Raw genomic sequence first — 15,466 nt, forward strand, 5'->3', positions numbered from 1 at the left:
GCCCTGACTGCAACCGCCCTTTCTTTGCCTTGCAGGCCGGCATGCGGCACAATACCGCGCTATTCTTTTACCCAGGGGCCACGCTCGCCCCTCGGTCGTGTTTCACCCACAGCGAGGAATCGCCTATATGGCACGTGAAGACCATATCGAGATGGAAGGCGTCATCGTCGATACCCTCCCCAACACCACCTTCCGCGTCGAGCTCGAGAACGGCCACGTAGTGACCGCGCATATCTCCGGCAAGATGCGCAAGAACTACATCCGCATCCTCACCGGCGACAAGGTCAAGGTAGAGCTGACTCCCTACGACCTGACCAAGGGTCGCATCGTCTACCGCTCCCGCTGAGCCCGGCGGTCGAGCGACTCGCTCCCTCCCTGCCGCCGACACGACAACGCCCCGTCTCTCGACAGGGCGTTGTGTCGTGAGTGAACGGCGGGCTGACGCCCGCCCGATCACGGCGCGTCGGCCATTTCCGATTCTGTCTCGAGGTGCAACTCGCCCTCCTCCACACTGACGTGGACCAGCCCCCCGCGCTCTGACAGCACGCCGAACAGGATCATCTCCGCCAGCGGCTTCTTGAGCTTCTCCTGGATCAGGCGTGCCATGGGCCGCGCCCCCATGTCCGGATCATAGCCCTGCTCCGCCAGCCAGGCGCGCGCCTCGTCGTCCACGTCGAGCTGGACACGCTTCTCGTCCAGCTGTGCCTGCAACTCCACCAGGAACTTGTCGACTACGCTGCGCACCACCGAGGTCGGCAGGGAGTGGAACTGGATGATGCCGTCCAGGCGGTTGCGGAATTCCGGCGAGAAGGTCTTGCGGATCACCTCCATAGCGTCGGTGGAGTGATCCTGGGTCTGGAAGCCGATGGAGCGCCGCGAGGCCTGCTCGACCCCCGCGTTGGAGGTCATGATCAGGATCACGTGGCGGAAGTCCGCCTCCCGGCCGTTGTTGTCGGTGAGCCGACCGTGGTCCATCACCTGCAGCAGCAAGTTGAAGACCTCGGGGTGCGCCTTCTCGATCTCGTCGAGCAGCAGCACGCAGTGCGGCTGCTTGGTGATCGCCTCGGTCAGCAGGCCGCCCTGATCGTAGCCGACATAGCCGGGGGGCGCACCGATCAGCCGTGACACGGTGTGGCGCTCCATGTACTCCGACATGTCGAAACGCACCAGCTCGATGCCCATGATATGGGCGAGCTGCCGAGCCACCTCGGTCTTGCCCACCCCGGTGGGGCCGGCGAACAGGAAGCTGCCCACCGGCTTGTCCGGCGCCTTGAGCCCCGCCCGCGACAACTTGATCGCCGCCGACAGGCTGTCGATCGCCTCATCCTGGCCGAACACCAGCATCTTGAGGTCACGATCGATGTTGGCCAGTAACTTGCGATCGGAGCTCGACACGCTCTTCGGCGGGATCCGCGCGATGGAGGCCACCACCGCCTCGACCTGATCGGTATCGATGGTGTCGACGCGTATCTCCGGCGGCAGCAGGCGCTGGTGGGCTCCCGCCTCGTCGATCACGTCGATGGCCTTGTCGGGCAGGTGGCGGTCGTTGATATAGCGATCCGCCAGGCGCGCCGCGCTCTCCAGGGCACCATCGGTGTACTTCAGCTGGTGGTGCTCCTCGAAGCGCGAGCGCAGCCCCTTGAGGATGCGGATGGTGTCATCCACCGAGGGCGCCGGCACGTCGACCTTCTGGAAGCGCCGGGCCAGGGCACGGTCCTTCTCGAAGATGCCGCGGTACTCCTGGAAGGTGGTGGAGCCGATGCAACGCAGCTCGCCGGAGGAGAGCATTGGCTTGAGCAGGTTGGAGGCGTCCATCACCCCACCGGAGGCGGCCCCGGCACCGATCACGGTATGGATCTCGTCGATGAAGAGGACGGCGTTGGGCTGCTTGCGCAGCTCGGCCAGCAGCGCCTTGAGGCGTTTCTCGAAGTCGCCTCGATACTTGGTGCCGGCCAGCAGCGCCCCCATGTCCAGGGAGTAGACCACCGCGTCGCCGATCACCTCTGGCACATCCTCCTCGACGATGCGCTTGGCCAGGCCCTCGGCGATGGCGGTCTTGCCCACGCCGGCCTCCCCCACCAGCAGCGGGTTGTTCTTGCGGCGCCGGGCCAGGATCTGCACCACCCGTTCCAGCTCGTGCTCACGGCCGATCAGCGGGTCGATCTTGCCCATGCGGGCCTGTTCGTTGAGGTTGGTGGCGTAACCAGTCAACGGGTTGGAAGCGGCCTCGCCCCCCTCCTCGGCCTCGTCGGACTCGGACGCCGACGACGACGAGGGCGCCTGGTCATGGCCCGACACCTTGGAAATGCCGTGGGCGATATAGTTGACGGCGTCGACACGCGCCACGTTCTGCTGCTTGAGGAAGTAGACGGCCTGGCTCTCCTGTTCGGAGAAGATCGCCACCAGCACGTTGGCACCGGTCACCTCGCTCTTGCCGGATGACTGCACGTGGAACACCGCACGCTGCAGCACGCGCTGGAAGCCCAGGGTCGGCTGGGTCTCGCGGTCGGCGTGATCCTCGGGAATCAGCGGCGTGGTGGAGTTGATGAAGTCCTGCAGGTCGGACCGCAGCTTGTCGAGGTTGGCCCCGCAGGCACGCAGCACATCGGCCGCCGACGCGTTGTCGAGCAGCGCCAGCAGCAGGTGCTCCACGGTCATGAACTCGTGGCGCTTGGAGCGCGCCACGGTGAAGGCCGTGTTCAGGGTCAGTTCAAGTTCTTTGCTCAGCATGGCAGTCCCCTTCTTGCCGCCCAGGGCATTGCGTCGGATCTTTCTCGGTCCGGCATCATCAACATCGGGTACAAACGCCACCGTTGCAAGCTCGCTCACCAACGGCAGCCGATGTCACACCCGTCGCGACCATGTCCGGGGGGTCAGTCCGCCGCCTCGATATCCGACAACAGCGGATGCTGACACTCTCTAGCATATTGATTGACCTGATGACTTTTGGTTTCCGCGATATCACGGGTAAAGATGCCACAGGTCGCCTTGCCCTGGGTATGCACCGTCAGCATCACCTGCACTGCGGTCTCGCTATCCAGGTGGAAGAACGACTGCAGCACCTCCACCACGAACTCCATGGGGGTAAAGTCATCGTTATGCAACACCACCTTGTACATCGGCGGCGTCGCCAGCTGAGGCTCGGCGCTCTGCACCGCCAGGTCGCCGTCCTCCTCCCCCGGCACAGGGGGGCGCGTCATGCCACACACCACATCTTTCATGAACATAGGGGCCACTATCCATCTCGACAAGCCGGCAGTCAGCGATCATCTCGACCATGGTTGGACGTCGCGCCTCCGGCAGGGTTCACCGCCTGGCTCCATGCCAGGCCGTCTCAACGCAGGGGCCCCCGCCCGCCTGGCAGCGGACAGGGGCCCGGGTCCAGCGTCATCGCGACTCACATATTGTCGGCCACGGCCTGGCCAAACTCGGAGCACTTGAGGAGCCTGGCACCGTCCATCAGGCGATGGAAGTCATAGGTGACCTCGCCCCTGGAGATCGCCTTCTCCATGCCCTTGAGCACCAGGTCGGCGGCTTCGACCCACCCCATGTGGCGCAGCATCATCTCGGCGGAGAGAATCAGCGAGCCCGGGTTGACCTTGTCCTGGCCGGCATACTTCGGCGCGGTGCCGTGGGTCGCCTCGAACATCGCGGTGGTATCGGAGAGGTTGGCGCCCGGCGCGATGCCGATGCCACCCACCTCGGCCGCCAGGGCGTCGGAGAGGTAGTCGCCGTTGAGGTTCAGGGTCGCGATCACGTCGTACTCGGCCGGGCGCAGCAGGATCTGCTGCAGCATGGCGTCGGCGATCACATCCTTGATGACGATCTCCTTGCCGGTCCTGGGGTTCTTCATGGTCATCCAGGGACCACCGCCCAGCGGTTCGGCGCCGAACTCCTCCCTGGCGAGCTCGTAGCCCCAGTCCTTGAAGGCCCCCTCGGTGAACTTCATGATGTTGCCCTTGTGCACCAGGGTCAGCGACTCGCGATCGTTGTCGATGGTGTACTGCAGGGCCTGACGCACCAGACGCTTGGTGCCCTCGACGGACACCGGCTTGACGCCGATACCGCAGTTCTCGGGGAAACGGATATTGGTGACGCCCATCTCCTCGCGAAAGAACCGGATGACCTTGTCGGCCTCCGGTGTACCGGCCTTCCACTCGATGCCGGCATAGATGTCCTCGGAGTTCTCGCGGAAGATGACCATGTCGACGTCGCCGGGCGCCTTCACCGGGCTCGGCACGCCCTCGAACCAGCGCACCGGGCGCTGGCAGACATAGAGGTCCAGCTTCTGGCGCAGGGCCACGTTCAGGGAGCGGATGCCACCGCCCACCGGCGTGGTCAGGGGGCCCTTGATGGAGACGACGTAGTCCTTGACGGCTTCCAGGGTCTCGTCCGGCAGCCAGGTGTCGGCATCATAGACCTGGGTGGCCTTCTCGCCGGCATAGACCTCCATCCAGTGGATCTTGCGCTCGCCGCCGTAGGCCTTCTGCACGGCGGCGTCGATGGCGATCCGCATGGCCGGGGTGACATCGACGCCGATGCCATCGCCCTCGATGAACGGGATGACCGGCTCGTTCGGCACGTTCAGGCTGTTGTCGGCGTTGGCGGTGATCTTCTGACCGCCTTCGGGAACGACAATCTTCTGGAATCCCATTGAGAACTCCCCCTGTAGTAGGTCTGCTCATTGGAGGGCGGAGTATAGCATCGCCCTCCCCACCCGGCCCATGACACCCCCTTCGATATAACGCGAACGGCCCCCGCCCACCTGGTGGTGGACGGGGGCCGAAGGAACCCTCCCGGGGGAGGGGCCAGCGCCCTGGGGCGCGATACCTCAGCCCTTGGCGACCAGCGCCAGGGCGTCGTTCAGGGTCTTGCTGGGACGCATGACCGCACGCGCCAGCTCGGAGTCGGCATGGTAGTATCCCTTGATATCCACCGGCTGTCCCTGAACGCCATTCAGCTCCTCGAGGATGGTCGCCTCATTGGCCTCCAGGGTCTCGGTCAGGCGGGCGAACAGCGTCTTGAGCTCGGCATCCTCGTCCTGGGCGGCCAGCGCCTGGGCCCAGTACAGCGCCAGATAGAAGTGGCTGCCGCGGTTGTCGATCTCGCCGACCTTGCGCGACGGCGACTTGTTGTTCTCGAGGAAGCGGCCGGTGGCCTTGTCCAGCGCATCCGCCAGCAGGGTCGCGCGGGCGTTGCCGAAGGTCTTGGCGAGGTGCTCCAGGGAGGCGGTCAGGGCCAGGAACTCGCCGAGGCTGTCCCAGCGCAGGTGGTTCTCCTCGAGTAACTGCTGAACGTGCTTGGGCGCCGAGCCGCCGGCTCCCGTCTCGAACATGCCGCCACCTGCCATCAGAGGCACGATGGAGAGCATCTTGGCGCTGGTGCCGAGCTCGAGGATCGGGAACAGGTCGGTGAGGTAGTCACGCAGGATGTTGCCGGTCACCGAGATGGTATCCAGGCCACGGATCACACGCTCCAGGGTGTAGCGCATGGCACGCACCTGGGACATGATCTGGATATCCAGGCCCTCGGTGTCGTGCTCCGCGAGATAGGCCCTGACCTTCTTGATCAGCTCGTTCTCGTGGGGGCGGTAGGGGTCGAGCCAGAAGACCGCCGGCATGCCGGAGTCGCGGCAGCGGTTCACGGCGAGTTTCACCCAGTCGCGGATCGGCGCGTCCTTGACCTGGCACATCCGCCAGATGTCGCCCTCCTCGACGTTCTGGGTGAGCAGCACCTCGCCGGTCTCCAGGTCGGTGATGTTGGCCACGCCCGCTTCCGGCACCTCGAAGGTCTTGTCGTGGGAGCCGTACTCCTCGGCCTTCTGCGCCATCAGGCCGACGTTGGGCACGGTGCCCATGGTGGCGGGGTCGAAGGCGCCATGCCACTTGCAGAAGTTGATCATCTCCTGGTAGATGCGGGCGAAGGTGGACTCCGGCATCACCGCCTTGACGTCCTTCATGCGGCCATCGGCGCCGTACATCTTGCCGCCGGCGCGGATCATGGCCGGCATCGAGGCGTCGACGATCACGTCGCTGGGCGAGTGGAAGTTGGTGATGCCGCGTGCCGAGTCGACCATGGCCAGCTCCGGACGCTCATCGTGGCAGGCGTGCAGGTCGCGGACGATCTCGTCGCGCTGGGCCTCGGGCAGGGTGTCGATCTTGTCGTAGAGGTTGGCGATGCCGTTGTTGACGTCGACGCCCAGTTCGTCGAACAGTGCGCCGTGCTTCTCGAAGGCCTCCTTGTAGAAGATCCTGACGCAATGGCCAAACACGATGGGGTGGGAGACCTTCATCATCGTGGCCTTGACGTGCAGTGAGAACATCACTCCCGTCTTCCGCGCGTCCTCGATCTCCCGCTCGTAGAAGTCCAGCAGTGCCTTCTTGCTCATGAACATGCTGTCGATGACTTCGCCTTCCTGCAGCTCGACACGGGGCTTGAGCACCCGGGCCTCGCCGCTGGCGGTGATCAGCTCCATCTTCACGCTGCGGGCGCGGTCCAGGGTCATCGACTTCTCGCCATCGTAGAAGTCGCCCTCATGCATGTGGGAGACGTGGCTGCGCGAGGCCTGGCTCCACTCCCCCATGTGATGGGGATACTTGCGGGCATACTCCTTGACGGCCCGCGGCGCACGGCGGTCGGAGTTACCCTCGCGCAGCACCGGGTTCACGGCGCTACCCATGACCTTGCCGTAGCGCGCCTTGATGTCCTGCTCCTTCTCGCTGCCGGGCTCATCCGGGTAGTCCGGCAGCGGGTAACCCTGGCCCTGCAGCTCCTTGATGGCGGCTCGCAGCTGCGGCATGGACGCACTGATGTTGGGCAGCTTGATGATGTTGGCTTCCGGCGTCTTGGCCAGAGCGCCCAGCTCGGCCAGATGATCCTCGACGCGCTGCTCGTCGCTCAGATAATCGGGAAACTGGGAGAGAATACGGGCCGCCAGGGAGATGTCTCGAGTCTCGACCTCGACGCCGGCGGCATCGGTGAAGGCGTCGATGATCGGCAGCAGCGAGTGGGTCGCCAGCGCAGGCGCTTCGTCGGTGAACGTGTAGATAATCTTCGGCGTTTTTGACATGTTTGCGTTGATCTCTCTGGTCTCTGCGGTAGCAAGAAACGGGTTCGCTAGCGCGCTCACGATGGCTGGAACGGGGGACCCCGGCATGCTCTCCCCAGGTTGTGATCCGGCAGGGATGCGTCGGCACCGACCCGCGGGCGGAGTCTCGGCAGGCCCCGGAACGACGGGGGCACTCCCGGCGAGCGCGAGCATTATACCAGCGAGCCCGCGTCGGCGTATGCGCCATAAGGGTGACTCGCCGAGCGCCCCCTGCCATCCCGGCCGGCTTGCCGGTAAACTTGCCCCATGAGCACTCTCTATCTGCTGCACAAGCCCTACCGCATGCTGTCCCAGTTCACCGACCGTAAGGACGGCGACACAGGGCCGCGTGCCACCCTGGCCGACATCATCGACGTGCCGGGCATCTACCCCGCCGGCCGCCTCGACCACGATTCAGAAGGATTGCTGCTGCTCAGTGACGACGGCGAGCTGATCCACCGTATCACCCACCCCCGCCACAAGCAGCCCAAGACCTATCGGGTGCAGGTAGAGGGGTCCCCCACGGATGATGCCCTGCGGGCACTGCGCGACGGCGTCAGACTCGGCGACGGCATGACCCTGCCGGCGAAGGTGCGCCGCCTGGCGCAGAGCGACCTGCCCGAGCGCAACCCGCCACTGGACCCCAGGCGCCACCCCGTGACCACCTGGCTGGAACTGACCATCGGCGAGGGACGCAACCGCCAGGTCCGGCGCATGACCGCCCACGTGGGCCATCCGACCCTGCGCCTGGTGCGGGTGGCCATCGGCCCCTGGCGGCTGGAAGGGCTGGCCCCAGGGGAGTGGCGCCGCGAGACGCTACATGCCCCGCGCAGGCCCCGGGCGAGGGGTCGCCAACACCCGGGAAGAGCGAAAGGAGGCAGGCAATGAGCCGCTGGCACCCCTATGTGACCGTAGCCTGCGTGGTGGAGCGCGCCGGCGCCTTCTTGATGGTGGAAGAGGATCGCGGCGGCTCGCAGACCCTGTTCAACCAACCCGCCGGCCACCTGGAACCCGGCGAGCGCATCCGCGATGCCGTCCTGCGCGAGGTGGAGGAGGAGACCGCCTGGCGGGTCGGCATCAGCGACTACCTGGGCATCTATGTCTACCAGGCCCCGGACGGCAAGACCTTCCACAGCCACGCCTTCCTCGGCATGGCCCTGGCCCATATGGGCAACGACCTGGACCCGGCCATCCACGCCGTGCACTGGCTGACCCTCGAGCAGATCGAGGCGCTGGAGCGCGCCGGACGCCTGCGCAGCCCCCTGGTGCTGCGCCGCATCCGCGACGCCCTGGCCGGACGTTTCTACCCCATGGACGTGATCCACGAACGCTGAGCTCTCGGCGCCCGGCGCCATCTTCGGGTATAATCCCGCCCCATTTATGTCACACCGATTCCGAGGGCGCCCATGACCGCCACCCCAGGCAAGGTGATCGTCGGCATGTCCGGCGGCGTCGATTCCTCCGTCTCCGCCCTGCTGCTGCTCGAGCAGGGCTACGACGTCGAAGGCCTGTTCATGAAGAACTGGGACGAGGACGACGGCACCGAATACTGTACCGCCAAGGAGGACCTGGCCGACGCCGAGGCCGTGTGCGCGAAGCTCGGCATCCGGCTGCACACCGCCAACTTCGCCGCCGAGTACTGGGACAACGTCTTCGAGCACTTCCTGGCCGAGTACCAGTCCGGGCGCACGCCGAACCCGGACATCCTCTGCAACCGCGAGATCAAGTTCAAGGTGTTCCTGGAGTACGCCGAGATGCTGGGTGCCGAGAAGATCGCTACCGGCCACTATGTCCGGACCGGCATCCACCAAGGCCGCCCGCGGCTACTCAAGGGCCTCGATGCCAACAAGGACCAGAGCTACTTTCTTCACGCCGTGCCCGAGGCCGCCATCGCCCGCACCCTCTTCCCGGTGGGCGAGCTCGCGAAGCCCGAGGTACGCGCCATCGCCGAACGCCACGACCTGATCACGGCACGCAAGAAGGATTCGACTGGAATCTGCTTTATCGGCGAGCGACGCTTCCGCGACTTCCTCAGGCAGTACCTGCCGGCCCAACCGGGGGTGATCGAGACCCCCGAGGGCGAGGTGATCGGCGAGCACATGGGGCTGATGTACTACACCCTGGGCCAGCGCCAGGGCCTGGGGATCGGCGGGCTCGCCCACCACCCCGAGGCGCCCTGGTACGTGGCCGCCAAGGACCTCGAGCGCAACGTGCTCATCGCCGTACAGGGCAAGCACCACCCGCTGCTCTATACCGACTCGCTGGCCACCGAGGCCATGGACTGGGTGGCCGGCGCGCCGCCGCTGAGCGAAGGACGGCTTACCGCCAAGACCCGCTACCGCCAGGCCGACGTGCCCTGTGTCTTCCGGACGCGGGAGGATGGCGGCGTGGAGGTGGTCTTCGATGATCCCCAGCGCGCCGTCACCCCGGGGCAGTCGCTGGTGCTCTACGACGGCCCGATCTGCCTGGGCGGCGGCGTCATCCGCGAGACCTGGAACGCCGTGGAGGTCGCCGCATGAGCGCCTCCACGCCGATCCACCGCGCCCCCGACGACCCCACCACCCGCCAGGCCCTGGCGCTGGCCGGCGTCTTCCAGGCCGCCAGCCTGGTCGACGAACTGGCCCGCACCGGCCAGGTCGATACCCGCGCCTGGGACACCCTGATCCGCGCCACCCTGGACACCAGCCCGGAGAGCTTCGAGGCGACCTACGGCGGTCACCCCAACAACCTGCGCCGCGGCCTGAAGGTGCTCGAGGAAGTGATCGGCCGCCAGCAGGCCAACCCGGTGGTGCTGCGCTACGGCTTCACCCTGCTGCTGCTGATGAACAAGCTGCGGCGCAATACGGCCATGATGGATGCCCTGGGCGAGAAACTGACCCGTATCCAGGGCCAGGCCGAGCATTTCGGCGCGACCCACGAGAACGTCATCGCCAGTCTCGGTGAGGCCTATCAGGAGACGCTCTCCACCTTCAAGACCCGACTCGTGGTCCAGGGCGACCCCTCGCTGCTGCAGAGTCGCATGATGCCCGAGCGGGTGCGCGCCATCCTGCTGGCCGGCATCCGCTTCGCCCTGCTCTGGCACCAGCAGGGTGGCCGGCGCTGGAAGCTGATCGCCCAGCGCGGTGCCCTGAAGAAGTCCCTGGACCGGCTCGCCTGAGCCGCCCCCTACGTTGCACAACGCCTTCACGAACCGGAACACGCCCATGCAAGCCCTGTCGCACTCTTCGCTCCCCCTGTCCGCCCTGACCGCCCTCTCCCCCGTCGACGGCCGCTACGGCGCCAAGGCCGAACGCCTGCGCGAGCACTTCAGCGAGTTCGGCCTGATCCGCGCCCGGGTCATCGTCGAGATCCGCTGGCTGCAGCGCCTGGCAGAACTGCCAGGCATCACCGAGGTGCCACCGCTCTCCGCCGCGGCCACCGCCTTCCTGGAAACGCTGGTCCGCGACTTCTCGGTGGAGGATGCCGAACGCATCAAGACCATCGAGCGCACCACCAACCACGACGTCAAGGCGGTGGAGTACTTCCTCAAGGAGCGCATCGCCGAGGTGCCGGAGCTCCACGCCATCGGCGAGTTCGTGCACTTCGCCTGCACCAGCGAGGATATCAACAACCTCTCCCACGGCGTGATGCTCGCCGACGGTCTCAAGACCCTGCTGCCGGTGATGCACGAGGTGGCCGACCAGGTCACCCGCCTGGCCCATGAGCACGCCGAGCTGCCGATGCTCTCGCGCACCCACGGCCAGACGGCGAGCCCCACCACCCTGGGCAAGGAGATGGCCAACGTCGCCTACCGCCTGCGTCGCCAGCTCACGCTGATCGAGGGCGTGGAGATACTGGGCAAGATCAACGGCGCGGTGGGCAACTACAACGCCCACCTGACCACCTATCCCGAAGTGGACTGGCAGGCCAACGCCCGCACCTTCGTCGAGGGACTGGGGCTGACCTTCAACCCCTACACCACCCAGATCGAGCCCCACGACTACATCGCCGAACTGTTCGATGCGGTGTGCCGCTTCAACACCATCCTCATCGACTTCGACCGCGACATCTGGGGCTACATCTCGCTGGGCTACTTCAAGCAGAAGACCGTCGAGGGCGAGATCGGCTCCTCGACCATGCCCCATAAGGTCAACCCCATCGACTTCGAGAACTCCGAGGGCAACCTGGGGCTCGCCAACGCGATCCTCGGTCACCTGGCCCAGAAGCTGCCGATCTCCCGCTGGCAGCGCGACCTCACCGACTCCACGGTGCTCAGGAACCTGGGTGTCGGCCTGGCCTACGGCCTGATCGCCTACGAGGCCGCGCTCAAGGGCATCGGCAAGCTCGAGGCCAATCCGGCGCGCATCGCCGAGGACCTCGACGCCAGCTGGGAGGTGCTCGCCGAGCCGATCCAGACGGTGATGCGTCGCTACGGCATCGAAAAGCCCTACGAGAAGCTCAAGGAGCTGACCCGCGGCAAGCGCATCGACCAGGCCGGCTTTGCCGCCTTCATCGACACCCTGGCGCTGCCCGCTGCGGTCAAGACCGAGCTCAAGGCGCTGACCCCGGGTACCTATATCGGCAACGCCGCCGAGCAGGCGAGGGGCCTATGAACCCCGAGACCCCGCTCACCATGCTCGGCGGCCTCTCCGCCGCCGAGTTCCTGCGCGACTACTGGCAGCAGAAGCCGGTGCTGATTCGCGGGGCCTTCCCCGATTTCCAGTGCCCGCTCTCCCCCGACGAGCTGGCCGGACTCGCCTGCGAGGAGGGGGTCGAGGCACGCCTGGTCGAGGAGCACGGCAAGCAGGGCCCCTGGCAGGTCAGCCACGGTCCCTTCAACGACGCGACCTTTGCCGCCCTCCCCGACCGCGACTGGAGTCTGCTGGTGCAGGCGGTGGACCACTATGTGCCCGAGGTCGCCGAGCTGCTCGAGCGCTTCGCCTTCCTGCCCCGCTGGCGGCTGGACGACGTCATGATCAGCTATGCCCCCCCGGGGGGCAGCGTCGGCCCCCACGTCGACCAGTACGACGTCTTCCTGCTTCAGGGCATGGGGAGCCGCCGCTGGCAGCTGGGCGGCCGGGTCGCCGACGACGCCCCCATCATTCCCGGCATCGACCTGCGCATCCTCGAGCGCTTCACGCTGGAGCCGGGCGATGACTGGGTGCTGGAGCCCGGCGACATGCTCTACCTGCCACCGGGCTGGGCCCACCACGGCGTCAGCCAGTCCGACGACTGCCTGACCCTCTCGGTGGGCTTCCGCGCCCCCTCGGCCGACGAGTCGCTGGCCTCCTTCGCCGATTTCCTGGGCGCCAAGCTCCCTGACTCGCTGCGCTACTCCGACGCCGGCATGACGCCGCCCGCCGACCCCGGCGAGCTCGACGATGCCGCCATCGAGCGCATGCGCCGCCTGATCCTCGACACCCTCGACGATCCGGCCCGACTGGCCCAGTGGTTCGGCCGGGTGATGACTCAGCCCAAGTACGCCGACCAACTGGTAGCCAATGAAGCGCCCACCGCCCCGGCCGAGCTTGTCGCCACACTACAACAGGGCGAGGAACTGGTGCGCACCCCGGGCTCCCGTTTCGCCTGGCATGCCCTGGACGAGGGTCGCGCCACCCTGTTCGCCGATGGCGATGGCGCCGAGTGTACGCTGCCGCTGGCCCGGCTGATCGCCTCCCAGGCGACACTGGATGCCGAACTGCTGGCCCACCAAGGCGCCGAGGTGCTGCTCGCCGCGCTGCTCGATGCCGGCAGCCTGGCCTGGGCGAGTGAGCTCGAGGAGTAGCAAGGCGCAAGGAAATTTTGGTCCAACCGGGATGTGTTCATCATGCCAAGGGAAACCGTGGAGATTCATGAAGGGAGCTGGGACCAGCTGGGTGCCGCAGCCACCGCAATACGCCGGATCGTCTTCATCGAGGAGCAGGGCGTCTCACAGCAGGAGGAGTGGGACGGTCGTGATGGCGAGTGCCAGCACTTCCTGGCCCTGCTGGAGGGGCAGCCGGTGGGCACCGCCCGCCTGCTACCCGATGCGCATATCGGCCGGGTCGCGGTACTCGCCCAGGCTCGCGGCCACGGCATCGGGGGCGCGCTAATGCGCGCCGTCATCGAGGCCGCCCGCCGCCGCGGCCATGCCGCCGTGGCGCTCGCCTCCCAGACCCACGCCCTCGAGTTCTACGCCCGGCTGGGCTTCGAGGCCCATGGCCCGGAGTTCCTCGACGCCGGTATACCGCATCGCAATATGCAGCTGCTGCTAGGTGACCGCTGAGTCGCCTCCCCCCGCCTTCAAGCGAAAAATCACTACAGGAAGCCTCCCCAGGGCGGCTTCCTGTAGTCGAGTTACAACCCTCCCTTACCCTAACGGGCGATTGTTGTGGCGCGCCGCCATGGGTCATAGTGCTGATCAAGGCGAATGAGCAAACACCTGTTTAAGGCGCTTTTCAGGTCGGCTTCATACAGGCGTTTCGAGTCCGCCGGTGTTCGACCAAGGCAGCAGAGACAGACCGCCTTCGATCGCGGACCCTGATCTCACTTCGCAGGTGCAGCATCGGCATACACCGGCAAGCAACCCACACCCCGAACGATTACCCTGAGAGAGGATGGCCCCATGTCATACCAGGAAGATATCAAGGCACTGTCCCAGCTTCGTGAAGCCATGCAGGGCAAGTGGGCAGACATCAGCCCCGAGAGCGCCGCCCGCATGCGTGCCCAGAACCGCTTCAAGACCGGCCTGGACATCGCCAAGTACACCGCCAAGATCATGCGCGACGACATGGCGGCCTACGACGCCGACAGCGCCAGGTACACCCAGTCTCTGGGCTGCTGGCACGGCTTCATCGGCCAGCAGAAGATGATCTCCATCAAGAAGCACTTCGGCACCACCAAGAGCCGCTACCTCTACCTCTCCGGCTGGATGGTCGCCGCCCTGCGCTCCGAGTTCGGCCCGCTGCCCGACCAGTCCATGCATGAGAAGACCGCCGTTTCGGGTCTGATCGAGGAGCTCTACACCTTCCTGCGCCAGGCCGATGCCTGGGAGCTCAACCACCTGTTCCGTGGCCTGGAGGAGGCCCGTCAGGCGGGTGACAACGCCAGGGCAGCCGAGCTCGAGAAGGCGATCGACAACCACGAGACCCACGTGGTGCCGATCATCGCCGATATCGACGCCGGTTTCGGTAATGCCGAGGCCACCTACCTGCTGGCCAAGCAGATGATCGAGGCGGGTGCCTGCTGCATCCAGATCGAGAACCAGGTCTCCGACGAGAAGCAGTGCGGCCACCAGGACGGCAAGGTCACCGTGCCCCATGAAGACTTCCTGGCCAAGATCAACGCCGTGCGTTACGCCTTCCTGGAACTCGGTATCGACGACGGCGTGATCGTCGCCCGCACCGACTCGCTGGGCGCCGGCCTGACCCAGAAGATCGCCGTGACCAACGAGCCGGGCGACCTGGGCGACCAGTACAACAGCTTCCTCGACGGTGACATCATCGAGAAGGCCGAGGACATCAACAACGGTGACGTGGTCATCAAGCAGAACGGCAAGCTGGTCAAGATCAAGCGCCTTGCCTCGGGCCTCTTCCAGTTCAAGCCGGGTACCGGCGAGGACCGCGTGGTGCTGGACTGCATCACCAGCCTGCAAAACGGTGCCGACCTGATCTGGATCGAGACCGAGAAGCCCCACGTCGGCCAGATCGCCGGCATGGTGAACCGCATCCGCCAGGCGGTGCCCGATGCCAAGCTGGTCTACAACAACAGCCCGTCCTTCAACTGGACGCTGAACTTCCGTCAACAGGTGTTCGACGCCTGGCAGGAAGAGGGCAAGGATGTCTCCGCCTACGATCGCGCCAAGCTGATGAGCCCGGAGTACGACGACACCGGCCTGGCCAAGCTGGCCGACGAATGGACCCGCAACTTCCAGCGCGATGCCTCACGCGATGCCGGCATCTTCCACCACCTGATCACGCTGCCGACCTACCACACCGCAGCGCTCTCCACCGACAGCCTGGCCAAGGGCTACTTCGGCGACGAGGGCATGCTGGCCTACGTGGCCGGGGTACAGCGCCGCGAGATCCGCGAGGGCATCGCCACCGTCCGCCACCAGGACATGGCCGGCTCCAACATCGGCGACGACCACAAGGAGTTCTTCCACGGCGATGCGGCCCTCAAGGCCGGTGGCAAGGACAACACCATGAACCAGTTCTGAACATGGTGACACACTAGACGACTGGAACCCTGGGGAGGCTCACGCCTCCCCTTTTTTACGTGCTCACTGCTGCGGCCAACGGTGAATATCCCCTTTTCTTGTCATCTTATCGGGCTAGAATGAACGGCAGTTGGCTGCCCGGCGCTGGCCAAGCCTGGTGGCCCAGGGTAGACTCGAATTAACCGAACAGTGTTCGCTCACTC

Annotated in this window: 13 protein-coding genes; 9 read left to right on the forward strand and 4 right to left on the reverse strand. The window is 65.9% G+C overall.

All coding sequences use genetic code 11. The features are described 5' to 3' along the window. Nucleotides 1-127 precede the first annotated feature (127 nt). Entirely contained in the window at nt 128-346 is a 219-nt protein-coding gene (infA, locus tag NFH66_RS11270) for a translation initiation factor IF-1 (protein WP_027961652.1), read from the forward strand. A 107-nt stretch (nt 347-453) separates the two neighbouring features. On the opposite strand, the gene clpA is transcribed toward infA, so the two are convergent. The 4 genes from clpA to NFH66_RS11290 form a co-directional block, all read right to left on the reverse strand. Further along, the gene (gene clpA, locus NFH66_RS11275) at nt 454-2,730 is read right to left on the reverse strand and encodes an ATP-dependent Clp protease ATP-binding subunit ClpA (protein ID WP_349610390.1); all 2,277 of its coding nucleotides are present in this window, start codon (nt 2,728-2,730) and stop codon (nt 454-456) included. 143 nt (nt 2,731-2,873) lie between these two features. Beyond that, nucleotides 2,874-3,200 carry an ATP-dependent Clp protease adapter ClpS gene (clpS, locus tag NFH66_RS11280; RefSeq protein WP_349610391.1) on the reverse strand — a complete coding sequence of 109 codons (327 nt, stop codon included), beginning with the start codon at nt 3,198-3,200 and terminating at the stop codon, nt 2,874-2,876. Nucleotides 3,201-3,397: 197 nt separating this feature from the next. After that, nucleotides 3,398-4,654 (reverse strand): NADP-dependent isocitrate dehydrogenase, encoded by a 1,257-nt coding sequence (gene icd / locus NFH66_RS11285; protein WP_349610392.1) that lies wholly within the window; start codon nt 4,652-4,654, stop codon nt 3,398-3,400. A 177-nt stretch (nt 4,655-4,831) separates the two neighbouring features. After that, the gene (locus NFH66_RS11290) at nt 4,832-7,069 is read right to left on the reverse strand and encodes an NADP-dependent isocitrate dehydrogenase (protein ID WP_349610393.1); all 2,238 of its coding nucleotides are present in this window, start codon (nt 7,067-7,069) and stop codon (nt 4,832-4,834) included. A gap of 285 nt (nt 7,070-7,354) precedes the next feature. On the opposite strand from NFH66_RS11290, the gene NFH66_RS11295 reads away from it, so the two are divergent. From NFH66_RS11295 to NFH66_RS11330, 8 genes are all read left to right on the forward strand, one after another. Next, nucleotides 7,355-7,975, forward strand: coding sequence for a pseudouridine synthase (locus NFH66_RS11295; RefSeq protein ID WP_349610394.1), 621 nt, complete (start codon nt 7,355-7,357; stop codon nt 7,973-7,975). Beyond that, nucleotides 7,972-8,421 (forward strand): NUDIX hydrolase, encoded by a 450-nt coding sequence (locus NFH66_RS11300; RefSeq protein ID WP_349610395.1) that lies wholly within the window; start codon nt 7,972-7,974, stop codon nt 8,419-8,421. The genes NFH66_RS11295 and NFH66_RS11300 overlap by 4 nt, the downstream gene beginning before the upstream one ends. 72 nt (nt 8,422-8,493) lie before the next feature. Further along, nucleotides 8,494-9,606: a tRNA 2-thiouridine(34) synthase MnmA gene (gene mnmA / locus NFH66_RS11305; RefSeq protein WP_349610396.1), complete on the forward strand. Its 1,113-nt coding sequence runs from the start codon at nt 8,494-8,496 to the stop codon at nt 9,604-9,606. Next, the gene (hflD, locus tag NFH66_RS11310) at nt 9,603-10,244 is read left to right on the forward strand and encodes a high frequency lysogenization protein HflD (protein ID WP_349610397.1); all 642 of its coding nucleotides are present in this window, start codon (nt 9,603-9,605) and stop codon (nt 10,242-10,244) included. Before mnmA ends, hflD begins: the two co-directional genes overlap by 4 nt. Before the next feature lie 46 nt (nt 10,245-10,290). Next, nucleotides 10,291-11,679 carry an adenylosuccinate lyase gene (purB, locus tag NFH66_RS11315; RefSeq protein WP_349610398.1) on the forward strand — a complete coding sequence of 463 codons (1,389 nt, stop codon included), beginning with the start codon at nt 10,291-10,293 and terminating at the stop codon, nt 11,677-11,679. Continuing rightward, nucleotides 11,676-12,851 carry a JmjC domain-containing protein gene (locus tag NFH66_RS11320; protein WP_349610399.1) on the forward strand — a complete coding sequence of 392 codons (1,176 nt, stop codon included), beginning with the start codon at nt 11,676-11,678 and terminating at the stop codon, nt 12,849-12,851. The genes purB and NFH66_RS11320 overlap by 4 nt, the downstream gene beginning before the upstream one ends. Nucleotides 12,852-12,893: 42 nt before the next feature. Further along, entirely contained in the window at nt 12,894-13,331 is a 438-nt protein-coding gene (locus NFH66_RS11325; protein ID WP_349610400.1) for a GNAT family N-acetyltransferase, read from the forward strand. Between the two features lie 339 nt (nt 13,332-13,670). Next, nucleotides 13,671-15,263 (forward strand): isocitrate lyase, encoded by a 1,593-nt coding sequence (locus tag NFH66_RS11330; protein WP_349610401.1) that lies wholly within the window; start codon nt 13,671-13,673, stop codon nt 15,261-15,263. Nucleotides 15,264-15,466 lie beyond the last annotated feature (203 nt).

The sequence above is a fragment of the Halomonas sp. H10-9-1 genome (assembly GCF_040147005.1).
In the GTDB taxonomy this organism is placed as follows: domain Bacteria; phylum Pseudomonadota; class Gammaproteobacteria; order Pseudomonadales; family Halomonadaceae; genus Halomonas.

What these genes read in the sequence shown, in the direction of transcription:
- hflD (WP_349610397.1), top strand. Translation starts at nt 9,603, where the DNA reads ATGAGCGCCTCCACGCCGATCCACCGCGCCCCCGACGACCCCACCACC.
- clpA (WP_349610390.1), bottom strand. Translation starts at nt 2,730, where the DNA reads ATGCTGAGCAAAGAACTTGAACTGACCCTGAACACGGCCTTCACCGTG.
- NFH66_RS11290 (WP_349610393.1), bottom strand. Translation starts at nt 7,069, where the DNA reads ATGTCAAAAACGCCGAAGATTATCTACACGTTCACCGACGAAGCGCCT.
- clpS (WP_349610391.1), bottom strand. Translation starts at nt 3,200, where the DNA reads ATGACGCGCCCCCCTGTGCCGGGGGAGGAGGACGGCGACCTGGCGGTG.
- mnmA (WP_349610396.1), top strand. Translation starts at nt 8,494, where the DNA reads ATGACCGCCACCCCAGGCAAGGTGATCGTCGGCATGTCCGGCGGCGTC.
- purB (WP_349610398.1), top strand. Translation starts at nt 10,291, where the DNA reads ATGCAAGCCCTGTCGCACTCTTCGCTCCCCCTGTCCGCCCTGACCGCC.
- infA (WP_027961652.1), top strand. Translation starts at nt 128, where the DNA reads ATGGCACGTGAAGACCATATCGAGATGGAAGGCGTCATCGTCGATACC.
- NFH66_RS11330 (WP_349610401.1), top strand. Translation starts at nt 13,671, where the DNA reads ATGTCATACCAGGAAGATATCAAGGCACTGTCCCAGCTTCGTGAAGCC.
- NFH66_RS11300 (WP_349610395.1), top strand. Translation starts at nt 7,972, where the DNA reads ATGAGCCGCTGGCACCCCTATGTGACCGTAGCCTGCGTGGTGGAGCGC.
- NFH66_RS11295 (WP_349610394.1), top strand. Translation starts at nt 7,355, where the DNA reads ATGAGCACTCTCTATCTGCTGCACAAGCCCTACCGCATGCTGTCCCAG.
- icd (WP_349610392.1), bottom strand. Translation starts at nt 4,654, where the DNA reads ATGGGATTCCAGAAGATTGTCGTTCCCGAAGGCGGTCAGAAGATCACC.
- NFH66_RS11320 (WP_349610399.1), top strand. Translation starts at nt 11,676, where the DNA reads ATGAACCCCGAGACCCCGCTCACCATGCTCGGCGGCCTCTCCGCCGCC.
- NFH66_RS11325 (WP_349610400.1), top strand. Translation starts at nt 12,894, where the DNA reads ATGCCAAGGGAAACCGTGGAGATTCATGAAGGGAGCTGGGACCAGCTG.